Below are 14,106 nucleotides of genomic sequence, written 5' to 3' on the forward strand. Positions count from 1 at the left end.
AAAGCCAGATTTTGGTTCAGTAGAATCCACACAAACTAGTAGCGAGTGTAATATTTACCTCAGCAATATTAACTAAAAGAATTCAGGAGTCAGAATACCCTACCTTATATCTTGCACCAGGCGACTGGAAGTCGCGGCTACACAGGCGAAACCCACCTCCGTGGGTTAAAAAGTTTTGATTTTCTCTTAGTCCACGGAGGTGGACTTCGTTTGTATAGCCGCGATTTCTAATCGCCAGGGTTAGGGTGGGGTAAAACCTTGGTGAATCAGCTATTTCAGACTTGTGTACTTCGCCAACTTAAAATCTGCTGTAATAAGAAAAAATCGTGACTTTAAGAAAAAAATCACGACTTTAAGAAAAAAATCACGACTTTAAGAAAAAAATCATGATTTTAAGAAAAAAATCATGATTTTAAGGAAAAAATCACGATTTTAAGGAAAAAATCACGATTATAAGACGCAAAGCTTAGATATAAGACGCAATAGGTTGAAAAAGCGACGTTGGGGGGTCTAAAATCGGAAATATTCAGATAAATCTCAATTTTTTAACTTAATTGCCATAATGCATAGCCAGACTACGAAACTTAAAAGTACATGAGCTTAGAACTAAAGCTGTGTGTTAATAAGTAAAGACGATATATATAGTCAGAGTAGCAGATGGAACCTTTAACTACTGCGGCGATCGCGATCGGCTCTATAATTGCCACTAAAGCCTTAGAAAAAACTGGCGAAAGTACAGCGAAGCTGAACCCCTCTACAACGAAGCCTTGGAGATGTATAGGCGGCTGTTTGATGGCGACCATCCCGATGTGGCTAGTAGCTTAAACAATTTAGCTTTACTCTACAAAAGTCAAGAGCGGTACAGCGAAGCCGAACCCCTCTACATCCAAGCCTTGGCAATGTGCGATCGCATTTTAGGAGTTAATCATCCTTTCACTGCAAAAATTCGAGAAAATCTAGCAATCCTGCAACGCCAGTCTACTCCTCGTGCCATCTGGATGGGTTGGTTAGTCCAGTTAGTCCAAATCTTAAGAGCGATATTAATTCTACCGTTTTCCCGGCTGTGGCGATCGCTTAAACGACTAATTCGTAATTAAAACATTGGTTTTGCGCGTAGGCGTAACCCGTCGTAGCGATCGCTTTTCTCTCATCAATATAAATGCGTAGGCGTAACCCGTCATAGCGATCGCTTATACTGCGACTGGTGGAAGATAACTGAGGGTCATCTGTCACCCACCAAAGAAATGCATGGGTATCCAGTAAAACTCTCATCGCTAAACTAGATTAGAACTGTCAAAATCATTTAAGATATCTTCTGGTAAAGGCTCGTTAAAATCTGGTGCGATGATAACTTTACCTTTATCCAATCCAGGAATTCGAGGTAAAGCTGTATCTGTGAGAGCGACTAGGCGTGCAACTGGAATCCCTTTCTCAGCAATCACGACTTCTTCCCCAAGTAATACCTGACTCAGCAATTCAGAAAACTTGGCAGTTACTTCAGAAACATTGACGGTGATAGTCATTTGCCCAGGTAATTGTTAATTCCTAATATTTCTTAGGATAACACTCGCTATAATCGCATTTTTTAGTCTTGTGGCGATGACCTGATTATTAGACAAGCAGCTTGTCGTCAAGCGATGTCTACGATGGGCTGTTCGGTGACGCTTTTCATCAACAACAGCGCGATCAACTCACTCTACCGTAGGCGATCGCCTTTTACAATTGGAGTGTTAATTGTATTTACGTCTATGAACTTTCCTCCCCAACTCCAACAAAAGATTGAAAAATGGGTAAGCAGTCAGGGAATTTCGACTGAGCAGTTTGTTTTGCAAGCTATTGCAGAAAAAATTGACACGCTGAGTCAGCAAGTCACTGAAGAAGATACTCAACAAAACTCCGAGATAACCAATGTACTGCCCCTTAACCAATCAAACATTTATCGAAAAGAAGGGATTTTAGTTGTAGAGGCAGAATTACCACAAAACTTTGATGTTAATGCCTTTATAGATGAGTTGAAAGAAGAACGCATTCAGGATCAAATAGCTTAATGAAAGTCTTGTTTGATTGTTTTTTGGCGTAGCCAGAAGAATTAATTACTATGTCGCTCCATGACCCATATTCATTTTTGTTTCCTCTATATGCTACTATACAAATAGGTCGTGAAACAAAGAAAACAATATGAGAACGTCATATCAATACCGATTAAAACCTACAAAAGAGCAAATAAAAATAATCGATAACACATTAGATATGTTGCGCTATCAATATAATTATCTGCTGGGTCAAAGGTTTGAATGGTTTGAGCAAAATCGTTGTTCTATTGATAGATGTTCACTTGTTGTTTGTCATATTCCAGAGTTAAAAGATAAGCCTAATCGTTTTAGTCAGCAAGCAACTCTGACCCAACTTAAAAAGGACAGGACTTGGTACAAAGGCATTCACTCTCAAGTGTTACAAGAAGTACCCAAAAAAGTTGAGATAGCTTTTGACCGTTGGCTCAAAGGTGACAACACTGGCAAGCGTAGTGGTAAGCCAAGATTCAAAGCCAAGGGACAATACAAGACTTTCACCTATCCACAATTCAAAAGGGAGCATTTTCAAAACGATAAAATAACATTGTCAAAAATAGGTATAGTTAAAGTAATTGTTCATCGTCAAATACCTGACGGGTTCGATATTAAAACGGTATCAGTTACAAAAAAAGCAGATGGCTATTATGTCACATTAAGCCTTGACGATAAGACTGTACCGACGGTTAAGCCAGATTTTAAACCAGAAAACATTGCTGGAATTGATGTGGGTCTTATTGATTTTTACGTAACTTCCGAGAATGAACGTATTTCAGCACCTAAGTTTTTACGCAAAGCTGAAAGGAAGTTAAAATCAGCACAACGCAAAGTTTCTCGTAGAAAAAAAGGCTCAAACCGTCGGAAGAAAGCAATTAAAAGTCTCGCCAAACAACACAAAAAAGTTGCTGATACCAGAAAGGACTTTCACTTTAAAACTGCCAATCATCTACTGAAAAAGTATGATGTTATCGCAGTAGAAAAACTAAATATTAAAGGACTCGCTAAAACACGGCTAGCTAAAAGTATAAATGATGCTGGATGGGGGCAATTTATTTCAATACTAACAGTCAAAGCCGAAAACGCTGGGCTGAAAGTAGTTGCTATAAATCCAAACGCTACTAGCCTTGAATGTTCTAGTTGTGGTCAAAAGGTCAAAAAGCCGCTATCTCAAAGAATGCATAACTGTCCTAGTTGTCTAACAAGTTTATGTAGAGATTTGAACGCGGCGATAAACATAAAGAATCGTGGGGCGCACGATCTTAAAGCTCAAATTATGTCCTCAATGAGGAGTCTTTGAGTTGCTGCAACTGACCTGTATTCAGGCAGTGTAGGTACGTCACTATCCCAGGAGATTAAATTATGGTTCAGATTCGCTATGGTGGACAGAACGGCCAACAGTATGAACTTGCGATCAGTAACGAACACCTTGTAGTGCGTACCGAAAACCGCAGTACTCTTGTTGGTGGAAGAGCCTTTGAAGCCGCCCCTGTGTCACCCACAGCTCGTAGCATCCTCAATCAATTTGAGCTAACAACGCGGTTTCGGCAAGCGGGTGTAGAAATTCTCCAAGCAAAAGTTCCGACTCAGGGTGTGGCTTTGCGCGATCGCGCCCGTGAAATTCTCAACCAAGAGCCGGAAGTGCAATTTGCCGGACGTGTTCTTGTCGATCCAATATCCAGACAACCTGTAGTTTACACCGAAAACCTCTTCGTTAAATTCAATAACGAAGAAGAGTCAACAGTCTGCCAAGAGATATTAGGACGTTACGGCTTAACAATTAAACGCCAACTTGAATACGCACAAAATGCTTACTTTGTCAATGCACCAGCAAATACTGGTATAGCCATCTTTGACATCGCCGAGAGACTTCTAAATGAGCAATCAGTAGAACTGTGCCATCCTGAACTAGCGCGTGAATCACGCCAACGTCAGGTTTTCTCGCAGCAGTGGCACTTAAAGCAAATAACAATTAATGCTAAAGTAATTAACGCCCATGCCAACGTTGAGGCAGCTTGGAAGTTAAGCGATGGCACAGGGGCGATTATTGCAATTATCGACGACGGTATGGATCTTGAGCATGAAGAGTTCCGGTCTTCTGGAAAAATTGTTGCCCCGCGTGATGTTACACGTAAAACTAACAATCCCAGACCGGGAAACGACGATAACCACGGGACGGGCTGTGCCGGAGTAGCTTGTGCAAACGGAAATTTTGGGGCATCTGGTGTGGCGCCGGGTGCAAAGCTGATGCCGATTCGTTTAGCTTCGGCGCTGGGGTCACAGGATGAAGCGGATGCTTTTATTTGGGCGGCTGAAAATGGTGCTGATATCATTTCTTGTAGCTGGGGGCCAGCAGATGGGGTTTGGTTTGAGCCAAACGATCCTGCACACAACCAGAAAATACCTCTGCCTGACTCTACACGACTTGCGATAGATTTTGCCATCAATAAAGGACGCAACGGCAAAGGCTGTGTAATTTTATTCGCGGCTGGCAATGGTAACGAAAGCGTGGATAATGATGGCTACGCCAGCTACCAAAAGGTGATTGCTGTGGCAGCTTGTAACGATTTTGGCACGAGAAGCGCTTACAGTGATTTTGGTCAGGCGGTGTGGTGCGCCTTCCCCAGTAATAATGGCGACAGTTCTCAAACCACTGGAATTTGGACAACCGATCGCTCTGGTGTACTGGGTTATAATTCGGGTAATCGGAATCTGGGTGAAGCCGCAGGTAACTACACAAATGAATTTGGCGGAACTTCCAGTTCTTGTCCAGGTGCAGCCGGTGTAGCAGCCTTGATTATTGCCAGAAATCCCAATCTGCGTTGGGATGAAGTACGAGACATTATTAAACGCTCCAGCGATCGCATTGATCCATCTGGAGGTAAATATGATAAAAATGGTCGCAGCCCCTTCTACGGTTACGGTCGGATGAATGCTCTCAAAGCTGTAGAATTGGCCAATCCAGATCAAACTTCGCCCATTAGCATTTTCAAAGCAGTGCAAGATATTCCGATTAACGATTTGCAGATATCGACATTATCGCTAGCGATCGCTAATACCAGCCTGATGAAATCCATCAAAGTTAATGTAGACATCGAGCATACTTTTATTGGGGATCTTGTAGTTACTCTCCTTCCCCCAGTGCAAATAGGCGTACTTCCGATCATTCTGCACGATCGCCAGGGCGGAGCTACAGATAATATTAAAACAACCTATGACGAGGTAAATACCCTTAAACTTGCTGCCTTTAAAGGTAAAACTCCCCAAGGAACCTGGACTCTGGAAGTTGCAGATAAAGCTGACGCAGATACAGGAAAGATTCGCAGCTTGATCATTGAAATTGGATTTTAAGCCAATACAGTTTAGTTACAGCCTTTTTCATCTATTTAAACAACCATTTTAAAATCTCCTTTTTAGCCTCTGGCTGGAAATGCTCCTCATAGCGGTGCCAATACGGTTCGGATAAGGTTTTTTGATGACACGCCGCTAATCGCAAAGACGCGATAAATCGCCGTCTTTACAATAATCAGCCCTTTGTAGAGACGGCGATTTATCGCGTCTCTTGCCTTAACCGAACCGTATTGATTGCGGTGCCGCAAGTAATATCATGTCCGCCAAATTAAAAGAACCCCACCCCCAACCCCTCCCCGCCTGCGGGGAGGGGAGCTAAAGCGCAGCTTTGGCGGGGTGGGGTTCCGGGTATTATGCTTAATTGCCCGGACATGATATTAGCTGTCACACCACCCAAAGTTGAGTAAAACGTTCAGCCGTCCATCCAACAATATCTGATACCTGGCCATCACCAATTTCTACAATCCGCTTAGTACCATCTCTACGCTCTATTACATCCACAGAAAAAAACTGATTTCTAATCCGCTTGGCACACTCAGAAACAATCTCTGGAATTTCTTCATCTGGTAAAGCGGCAAAAGGTTTACCATATACGACAAAGTAACGCCTCTCGGTTTCAGACACAAAATCTTCAATCCGCCGCACACAAATACCTCCCTCAATACTGCCCCGAAACTTCTGCATCTGGGCAACCACTGTTTTGATTTCCGAAGGTTTATTAATCAACGAACCAACTGAGGTTTTGAGAGACTTAACATAATCTTTGATAAAAAATCCATTCCAGCCAAGCCGATTCAATTCACTCTCTAAATCATCATCGACGGAATAAAATTTAGTCTCTGGAGTTAAATCAGTAATCAGGGGATACCAGTTTATCAGATAGTGTGCGGCTAGATACTCAGCCTTAGAAGTTAAGAGACTTGCCCCTGTATTCTCTACAACACTAACTAATAACTCATAATCTCCGGGCGAGAGCATCCAACCCCGATAGACCACTTTTGAATCAGGAGTAGGGACTGGGATAATCTTTGATGAATCAGATCCCAGCGACTCCAAAGAAATAACGGAAGTTGCAAAGCCAGCATTTTGCATACAAGCAACTTGCTCCAAGTATGCTGCATCCGCTTTCTTAGGATTGAAGTAATCACTAGGAAAAAGAAATCTCACAATATTTGGATTGAATATAGAGCTAATTACTAATTCTAATGGGACTTCAAAAAAATCAAATCACCAGTAAATCATAATGATAATCATCGCGTAGCATAACGCACCACCTCGAATTTTAGATGCGTTAGGACGAATATAGCGTTTCCTAATCATACAAGCTACATCATAGCCCCCTCCTCGCTTGCGGGGAGGGGGTTGGGGGTGGGGTTCAGTACCTACTCAAGCCAGAACCGTTATATCCGTAACGATTCCCAATCCAAAATCTAAAATCTAAAATCCAAAATGGTATTAGCTTTGAGTTACAGCCTCTTTCGCCAAGAACTTCTCTAATTCTGTCAGCGCATCAGCATCAACCTTAGTTTGCATTGGGCAGAACTTCGGGCCACACATCGAACAAAACTCAGCAGTTTTATAGATATCTGCTGGTAAAGTTTCATCGTGATATTCCTTAGCTCTTTCTGGGTCGAGTGATAATTCAAACTGACGGTTCCAATCGAAGTTGTAACGCGCCTTAGAAAGTTCATCGTCTCTATCCCTTGCACCAGGGCGATGTCTGGCAATATCAGCCGCATGAGCTGCTATTTTATAGGCAATCAACCCATTCCTGACATCTTCGGCATTTGGTAGACCCAAATGTTCTTTGGGTGTTACATAACACAGCATTGCAGTACCGTACCATCCAGCCATCGCTGCTCCAATGGCTGAAGTGATGTGGTCATAACCAGGAGCAATATCTGTCACCAATGGCCCCAAAACATAGAAAGGTGCTTCAGAACACTCTTCCATCTGCTTACGGACGTTGAACTCAATTTGATCCATTGGCACATGTCCAGGCCCTTCCACCATCACCTGTATATTATCTTCCCAGGCTTTGCGAGTTAACTGTCCAAGGGTTTTCAATTCAGCTAATTGTGCTTCATCTGAGGCATCATGGGTGCAGCCAGGACGCAGGGAATCTCCTAAACTGAAGGAGACATCATATTTTTTGAAAATCTCAATAATGTCTTGAAAGTGGGTATAAAGCGGGTTTTGTTTGTGGTGATGTAGCATCCACCGCGCCAAAATACCGCCACCGCGAGAGACAATACCAGTGATGCGGTTTCTCACCAAGGGCAAATGCTCAATTAAAATCCCTGCGTGGATAGTTTGATAGTCTACTCCTTGCTGGGCGTGCTTTTCAATGATATGGAGAAAGTCATCAGCAGTCAGGTTCTCGATTGTGCCGTGGACACTTTCTAAAGCTTGGTAAACGGGTACTGTACCAATGGGAACCGGCGAAGCTTTAATAATGGCGGTGCGAATTTCATCCAAGTTACCGCCACCTGTGGACAAATCCATCACGGTATCAGCACCATACTTCACCGCCAGATTCAGCTTATCAACTTCTTCCTGAAGATTAGAAGAGTTGGGAGAAGCGCCGATATTAGCATTTACCTTACATTTGGAGGCGATGCCAATAGCCATCGGCTCTAAATTAGTGTGATTAATATTAGCCGGAATAATCATTCGTCCCCGCGCCACTTCGTCACGAATGAGATCAGCAGGGAGATTTTCGCGTTGGGCGACGTAGTGCATTTCTTCGGTGATAACACCTTGGCGGGCGTAGTGCATTTGAGATACATTACCCTGCCCACGCCGTTTAGCAACCCATTCTGTCCGCATATTATAATTCCTCAATAAACAGCTTCCCTCCGCTGGTATTACCCAGACTCAGGTGTTAAGGGTGTGATCTCAGCCTGGTTATATAGGCACCCCTAGCATGGATGTAGTGTATCACCTTGCTTATGGTTGCGAGCAAGGGTGTTAAAAATTTATGCTGTTTTTTCGGAGTCTGGCGATGTCTACGACGGGCTGCGCCTACGCTGTTTCTGTTGAATAATGTCTAATATCGCCTTGTGGATTTCCTCTGGAGTCATTGATGCGGGGTAAGTCGCAGAGGGAGGTTTTGCCGTCAAACGATCTGCAAATGCGTAAAAAGCCTCTTGATCATCTTGGTGTGCAATGACGTAGGCGCGTAATTCTGCCTTGCTCATAGCATCAAAGTTTGGTTTACTCATGGATATTCCCAGTTGCCATCACGACTAATCAGAACTTCTATATCTTCTCCAGCCAAGATGAATATTTTTCCAGTGCGCTCATCCAGACGCACCATGTAAATTGGTTTGTAGGTACTTGTCAATAATTGACACAGGTAGACACATTTTAGGGCTTGTGGTGCTGTTGGAAGGATAACCACTCCTTTGATATAAAAGCTTATCTATATTTTATAGTAATTTAATGGTAGCCAAAGCGATACCATAATCTGTTAATTTTGCTATTGGCGTGCAAACATCTTGGGTTTATCAAGCTGTAACTCGAACATCAGTAGAAAAAGATTGTTCGCAATACTTTCTTATTAGGGCTTGGGCATTTTCTCGTCGGTTTCCTGTAAATAAATTACATACTACTTCTTCAGATTGAGAGTAAAGATGTAATAATCCAAAATCTTTCACTCGTGAATAAAGTAAGGGAACTGCTGCAAGAGCGAGTAAAGTTGCTTTTTTGCGATCGCGCTCTCTTGTTTCAGGATAATCATGATATGAAGATTGAAAATCCACTACTAAACAAGGCTTATAGTCAGAATTAGTTATCAGAGCGTCTACACTGGAGCTAAAGAAAAATTTTCTTAGTTCGATATCAAGGTTGCTGTCTAGTTCACAAAATTGGCATAAGCTAACCTGTGTATGAATTTTATAATTTTCATCTACGCAGGTTTGCAAAAACTCTAGCATCCTTTCTTCGTATGAATTAACCAGTCTTTTGGATTTAATAACCATTGAATTTCTCGATAATAATTTTAACAAAATATGTAACCACTTCTTCTAAAAGTTCATTAGAAACTACAGAGAATTGACCTGTATATGGAAATAGTCTATCTTCATAAAGATACAAGGCCATTTTATATTTTCTCAAGAAGCTTTCAAATTCATACAAATTATTTCCTTGATGGGTCCCATCAATATTATCCATTAAAGAAAAGCTAAATTCTTCATTATCATCTTCAGTATATTGCTGAGGTAATCTGTCTATAGAAATTTTGTAGTGCTGAACTAATTGTCTAAAAGCAAAAGTCATCCCAGGTCTAACCCAGACAAATTTTGAGTTAATACCAAGTCCATTTAAATATTTCCAAGTTTGGTCTTCAACTACATCAATTGCCTCATTCCTTGCATCAGCAATATTTATATTTATAATATGCTGTTTTAGTATTGTCTTAGGAATAGAAATACATAAATTATCCTGTCTTTGAGCTAAAACAAGTTGATAACGTTTAGCTCCTTTTCCAGGATTCTTAAGTCGATATCCTATATATTGAGAAGTTCGCTTCTCTTCAAACTTGTCATAAAAACCAAGTTTCTCTAGCATACTAATAGCTAAAGACAGCAAATCTTCCCCGCCTTCAATCACCTGGATATTTGTTGAAACCAAACGGGGAACGCCGTTTTCTACCTCAAATCGCTGGATGACATCGTATATAATTTTTGACATGAATTAATTCCCAAAAACCTTGGCTAAGGTTCATGGAAATAGTCTAACGCTTATTCTTCAATAATCCAATAGTCTTAGATAAGATTTTTAGATTTTCTGGGAAGTGCTTATTCTCCCTATAGCTGGATGGTTATACTAAAGGCGATCGCACCCCTCGCACCCCTGACACCGTTCAGCCAAAAGCTTTTAACCACCAGTTACTATGGAGCGATCGCCTTGACTTTGGACGTTGGCTCATCCGAAAATTACCCAAAAAATTAACAGTCGCTATTTCCTGCATCATAGCGATCGGTTTGCAGGAAATAGCGACTATTATTAATGTGCGCTCCTAAACTGGCGTATAAAGCTTTCTCAAATTCAGGATATTGAGTACAGATATTTCAGCAAGTAGGTACAGCTACTTTCGCGTGTTTGTTAACGTAGTCCACAAATAATTGCTTCAGCCGGGGACTAACGCCAGCGTGTTCAAAGAATCCAAAACCCAGATTCCTCGCTTTTGCTAAGGTTTCCTCTAGTGTTAATCCTTCCTGGATAGCGATACTTAAGAGGGCAATTCCAGTTGATCGCATCCCGGCTGCACAATGCACAACTGCTGGTTTCGGGATTTGTTCTAGTATCGTCAGGATTTTGGTAATTAATTCTTCATTCAAATTTTTTAAATCCACCTTGAGTGGAACATTCTTATAATACAGCCCCAAAGCTTCCGCTACTTTTTGCTCATCCTGGGAAAATCCTAATTCATCAGGCGATCGCAGATTCAGAACCGACTTAAAACCTTCTTGGATAGCTTGCTCAAGCTGTTTTGGTATAACTTGTCCTGTGGTTGTCAAATTTTCGTTAATCTGTATGGCGTTGATCACATTCACTCCTTTTGACTTTCTAGTGTCTTCCAGCTGGGTAAATACTCTAAGATAGCAAGCTTTGAGAAGATATTCAAATAAACACGGCAAAATTAGCTAAATATCAAACGATATTGCTTGATTACTTCAAAATTTGCCTTTTGAAGTTAGTTATTTTGTTGCTTTATCCATAATAAACATATTTCCGATAGACTTACCGTAGTTTAGAAATAAATAAATTATTTTTTATTTGAATAAAGATGTCAAGCTAAGTAATTAGGACTTACGCATTGACAGACATAACCAAATGTGAATTACCTCTCGTTACAAGGCTCTGCCTTGTAATGCTCTTGTGGGAGGGCTGCTGCATCCTGTCAAACTGGGAGGCAGCAGCCCTCCGAGTGATCACATTCCCAGTCTCCGACTGGGAACGAGGCAGGGCAAGACTTTTATCTGAATAAGCTTGATATGCACATAATACTTAATTTGTAAAGTGCGTAAGTCCTAGTAATAAAAAGTTTGGCGTTGTTTTTATGACCAAGCGAAAAAGTCCTAATTGCTACCATGCAGACTAGGGATTAGTGATGCAGTAATGCACACCTCGACCCTAACAGTGTCAACTTAGCAATCACTAATTCAGCAAATCAGGTTCTTCGCGCACAATCCGGTCGTAAAGTGGCTGAAAGCTGAACCACCCACTTGTATGTGACCCCACTTGAGTTTGTGTTAAACGGGCTGTTTCGTGTTTGATAGTAGTAGGTCTACCCGCAGCTTCTGCCAGCAGTTGGGCTTGACACGATCGCTCTAAACTAATGTACCAAAAGGCAGCTTCATCTACTGTATGTCCCACAGTTAAAATGCTATGATTACGTAATATTATGGCTTTTTTTGACCCCAAGGCTTGCGCCAGTCGCTCACCTTCAGAAGTTTCTAAAACAACACCGGTGAAATCGTCAAATAGGGCATGGTCTTCGTAAAAAGCACAAGAATCTTGAGTTAAGGGGTCAAGGAGACGACCTAAACTAGACCAGGCTTTACCATAAAGTGAATGGGCGTGAGCCGCCGCGATCACATCAGGTCGAGCTTGATGAATCTGAGAATGGATGGCGAAAGCAGCTCGATTTACCTGAGCATCGCCTTTAAGCACCTCACCTTCTCTGTTAACCAAGAGCAGGTCAGAAACTCGGATATGACCGAAGTATGTCCCGAATGGATTGACCCAGAAATGGTCTGTAAACTCCGGATCACGAGCCGTAATGTGGCCTGCAATTCCCTCGCTGAACCCAAACTTACCAAACAGGCGAAAAGCAGCAGCTAGGCGTTGCTTACGGTGCAGGCGTTCGTCTTCAACTCGCTCGAATACGGGGGGTTGTGGTCTATCGTACTTGGGCATGTTCTTTTTCTTCTTCTTTACAAGGAGCGTTGGAATATCCAGAACGAAAGCATTTGACGCTCTGAGATTCTCTTATGAACTGGTGATGTAACACGCAGCCAGTATCATTACCTAGAAGATAGATGGATACAGATGCGCTCTGGGACGTGGTTTTGACGGCGTGGACGCTAATTTCACGCACTGTTGCTACAAAGGATCGTAATTCCTGGCTTTCAATAAACCATTGGCCTTCTGGCAATGGTTCCAAGATAGTATAGTTCGTCATCTATATTCCTCGGTTTGGGAGGCGACTAATATTAAAATAATTCGTAATTCGTAATTCGTAATTCGTAATTAAGTTTTGTGACGAGGATTTCAATTAGGCTTCAATTCGCGCTGGCAATTGATAGCAGGGGACTTAAACCCCCAAACTTTGCTAATAGTAATTTTTTGATCTTTGCTGACAATAGTACTAGTACCGCTTCTCTACGAGACGCTATGCGAACGCGTAATTCGTAATTCGTAATTGCTTATTAAACCCGAAGAACCCCACCCCCGCCAAAGCTATGCTTTGTCTCCCCTCCCGAAGAGCGGGGAGTGGCTGGGGGTGGGGTGTATTGACTGTGGTTAACATAACTAATTATGCGGACATGATATTACCTGTTGTTAGCCACCATCCCCCGATAAATTTAGCTGTCCATAGACATTGATATTAAATGTAAATTGAATATCGATATGGTTGCTGATATATCCTGGGGGCAAAGGTGCAAAAGGTGCAGCTCGCTGTATAGCCTTGAGCGCCGCTTGATCAGTGAGGCTGAATCCAGAGGTTTGGGCGAGCTGGAGATTGCTTAGTTGCCCGGAACGGTTAATAGTGAAGTTAAGCACCGTTCGCCGGGAAGACTGGCTCACTTCTGGTAGCCACTGCTGCTTGACTTGTTGCTGTAGTTGCTTTAAGTAAGAGGTGATATCTATATTTTGACTGCTGGCATCAATACCAGAGGTAGCTTGGCGATCGCGGTTGGAATTAGGTAAGCTTGCCAGATAATCACCGCTAAAATTTTGACTAGATACACCCACAGTACCACCCAGCAAGCTTGCTGCACCTGTTTTCCGAGATGACTGAGCTATATACGGTGTTCGCCCACTTAATCTAGTTCCCGACTGGCCGCCTAACTTCTTAGGTTTGGGCGCTGGTGATATAGTTGCAGGTGCCGCAGCTGGGCTCGTCGTAGACATCGCTGTTTTTCGCGGTAGAGTTGGTAGTAGTCTGGTATTAGGCGCTACTGCAATTTTCTTAGGCTTGGGTGCCTGTGGTATAGTTGCAGGTGCGATCGCTGTTTTTCGCGGTAGGGCTGGTGGTATAATTGCAGGCGCGATCGCTGTTTTTCGCGGTAGCGCTGGTGGTATAATTGCAGGCGCGATCGCTGTTTTTCGCGGTAGGGCTGGTGGTATAGTTGCAGGCGCGATCGCTGTTTTTCGCGGTAGGGCTGGTGGTATAGTTGCAGGCGCGATCGCTGTTTTTCGCGGTAGGGCTGGTGGTATAATTGCAGGCGCGATCGCTGTTGGTTCTGGTTTAAGTGCTGGTGGTATAATTGCAGGCGCGATCGCTGTTGGCTGTGGTTTAAGTGCTGGTGGTATAGTTGCAGGCGCGATCGCTGTTTTTCGCGGTAGGGCTGGTGGTATAATTGCAGGCGCGATCGCTGTTTTTCGCGGTAGGGCTGGTGGTATAATTGCAGGCGCGATCGCTGTTGGCTGTGGTTTAAGTGCTGGTGGTATAGTT

General features: G+C 42.7%; 18 protein-coding genes, 1 pseudogene and 1 riboswitch. Of the genes and pseudogenes, 7 read left to right on the top strand and 12 right to left on the bottom strand.

The features are described 5' to 3' along the window. The first annotated feature begins 657 nt into the window (after positions 1–657). Complete coding sequence (locus V7K27_RS15865) at positions 658–825, top strand: hypothetical protein (protein ID WP_334948773.1); 168 nt, start codon at positions 658–660, stop codon at positions 823–825. Then, positions 768–1,097, top strand: coding sequence for a tetratricopeptide repeat protein (locus V7K27_RS15870; RefSeq protein ID WP_334948775.1), 330 nt, complete (start codon positions 768–770; stop codon positions 1,095–1,097). Before V7K27_RS15865 ends, V7K27_RS15870 begins: the two co-directional genes overlap by 58 nt. Here the strand turns inward: V7K27_RS15870 and V7K27_RS15875 are convergent. Together V7K27_RS15875 and V7K27_RS15880 are read right to left on the bottom strand one after the other, a co-directional pair. Next, on the bottom strand, positions 1,075–1,272 hold the full coding sequence (locus V7K27_RS15875) for a hypothetical protein (protein WP_334948777.1): 198 nt from the start codon (positions 1,270–1,272) through the stop codon (positions 1,075–1,077). The two genes, V7K27_RS15870 and V7K27_RS15875, sit on opposite strands and share 23 nt — an antisense overlap. 2 nt (positions 1,273–1,274) lie before the next feature. After that, positions 1,275–1,523 carry a type II toxin-antitoxin system Phd/YefM family antitoxin gene (locus V7K27_RS15880; RefSeq protein WP_334948779.1) on the bottom strand — a complete coding sequence of 83 codons (249 nt, stop codon included), beginning with the start codon at positions 1,521–1,523 and terminating at the stop codon, positions 1,275–1,277. Between the two features lie 114 nt (positions 1,524–1,637). Here V7K27_RS15880 and V7K27_RS15885 point away from each other — a divergent pair, with 114 nt between their 5' ends. The 3 genes from V7K27_RS15885 (at position 1,638) to V7K27_RS15895 (ending at position 5,417) form a co-directional block, all read left to right on the top strand. After that, positions 1,638–2,048 carry a hypothetical protein gene (locus tag V7K27_RS15885; RefSeq protein WP_334948781.1) on the top strand — a complete coding sequence of 137 codons (411 nt, stop codon included), beginning with the start codon at positions 1,638–1,640 and terminating at the stop codon, positions 2,046–2,048. 130 nt (positions 2,049–2,178) lie between these two features. Then, positions 2,179–3,366 (top strand): RNA-guided endonuclease InsQ/TnpB family protein, encoded by a 1,188-nt coding sequence (locus V7K27_RS15890; RefSeq protein ID WP_334948783.1) that lies wholly within the window; start codon positions 2,179–2,181, stop codon positions 3,364–3,366. 62 nt (positions 3,367–3,428) lie between these two features. Beyond that, a complete protein-coding gene (locus V7K27_RS15895; protein ID WP_334948785.1) occupies positions 3,429–5,417 on the top strand; it encodes a S8 family serine peptidase in 1,989 nt (662 codons plus the stop codon). A 384-nt stretch (positions 5,418–5,801) separates the two neighbouring features. Here the strand turns inward: V7K27_RS15895 and V7K27_RS15900 are convergent, their stop codons facing one another. From V7K27_RS15900 to V7K27_RS15925, 6 genes are all read right to left on the bottom strand, one after another. Continuing rightward, on the bottom strand, positions 5,802–6,584 hold the full coding sequence (locus V7K27_RS15900; protein ID WP_334948787.1) for an ATP-grasp domain-containing protein: 783 nt from the start codon (positions 6,582–6,584) through the stop codon (positions 5,802–5,804). A gap of 288 nt (positions 6,585–6,872) precedes the next feature. Further along, positions 6,873–8,246, bottom strand: a complete 1,374-nt coding sequence (gene thiC / locus V7K27_RS15905; protein WP_334948789.1) for a phosphomethylpyrimidine synthase — start codon at positions 8,244–8,246, stop codon at positions 6,873–6,875. A 7-nt stretch (positions 8,247–8,253) separates the two neighbouring features. Continuing rightward, positions 8,254–8,350, bottom strand: a riboswitch (TPP riboswitch). 75 nt (positions 8,351–8,425) lie between these two features. Further along, a complete protein-coding gene (locus V7K27_RS15910; protein ID WP_334948791.1) occupies positions 8,426–8,641 on the bottom strand; it encodes a DUF6887 family protein in 216 nt (71 codons plus the stop codon). Continuing rightward, the gene (locus V7K27_RS15915; RefSeq protein WP_334948793.1) at positions 8,638–8,820 is read right to left on the bottom strand and encodes a DUF6888 family protein; all 183 of its coding nucleotides are present in this window, start codon (positions 8,818–8,820) and stop codon (positions 8,638–8,640) included. Before V7K27_RS15915 ends, V7K27_RS15910 begins: the two co-directional genes overlap by 4 nt. Before the next feature lie 106 nt (positions 8,821–8,926). After that, positions 8,927–9,400: a DUF2726 domain-containing protein gene (locus V7K27_RS15920; protein ID WP_334948794.1), complete on the bottom strand. Its 474-nt coding sequence runs from the start codon at positions 9,398–9,400 to the stop codon at positions 8,927–8,929. Beyond that, the gene (locus V7K27_RS15925; protein ID WP_334948796.1) at positions 9,390–10,112 is read right to left on the bottom strand and encodes a hypothetical protein; all 723 of its coding nucleotides are present in this window, start codon (positions 10,110–10,112) and stop codon (positions 9,390–9,392) included. The genes V7K27_RS15920 and V7K27_RS15925 overlap by 11 nt, the downstream gene beginning before the upstream one ends. A gap of 126 nt (positions 10,113–10,238) precedes the next feature. On the opposite strand from V7K27_RS15925, the gene V7K27_RS15930 reads away from it, so the two are divergent. After that, entirely contained in the window at positions 10,239–10,373 is a 135-nt protein-coding gene (locus tag V7K27_RS15930) for a hypothetical protein (RefSeq protein ID WP_334948798.1), read from the top strand. A 119-nt stretch (positions 10,374–10,492) separates the two neighbouring features. Here the strand turns inward: V7K27_RS15930 and V7K27_RS15935 are convergent, their stop codons facing one another. The 4 genes from V7K27_RS15935 to V7K27_RS15950 form a co-directional block, all read right to left on the bottom strand. Further along, the gene (locus tag V7K27_RS15935; RefSeq protein WP_334948800.1) at positions 10,493–10,972 is read right to left on the bottom strand and encodes a protein tyrosine phosphatase family protein; all 480 of its coding nucleotides are present in this window, start codon (positions 10,970–10,972) and stop codon (positions 10,493–10,495) included. A 610-nt stretch (positions 10,973–11,582) separates the two neighbouring features. Next, positions 11,583–12,344 carry a class II aldolase/adducin family protein gene (locus V7K27_RS15940; RefSeq protein WP_334948802.1) on the bottom strand — a complete coding sequence of 254 codons (762 nt, stop codon included), beginning with the start codon at positions 12,342–12,344 and terminating at the stop codon, positions 11,583–11,585. Then, positions 12,328–12,609, bottom strand: a complete 282-nt coding sequence (locus V7K27_RS15945; protein WP_334948803.1) for a hypothetical protein — start codon at positions 12,607–12,609, stop codon at positions 12,328–12,330. Before V7K27_RS15945 ends, V7K27_RS15940 begins: the two co-directional genes overlap by 17 nt. Before the next feature lie 380 nt (positions 12,610–12,989). Next, positions 12,990–13,562, bottom strand: a complete 573-nt coding sequence (locus tag V7K27_RS15950) for a cell envelope integrity protein TolA (RefSeq protein WP_334948805.1) — start codon at positions 13,560–13,562, stop codon at positions 12,990–12,992. A gap of 64 nt (positions 13,563–13,626) precedes the next feature. Between V7K27_RS15950 and V7K27_RS15955 the strand changes: the two are divergent. Then, positions 13,627–14,106 (top strand): annotated as a pseudogene (locus V7K27_RS15955) (hypothetical protein); the annotation flags it as partial.

The organism is Nostoc sp. (genome assembly GCF_036919575.1).
Taxonomy (GTDB): domain Bacteria; phylum Cyanobacteriota; class Cyanobacteriia; order Cyanobacteriales; family Nostocaceae; genus Nostoc.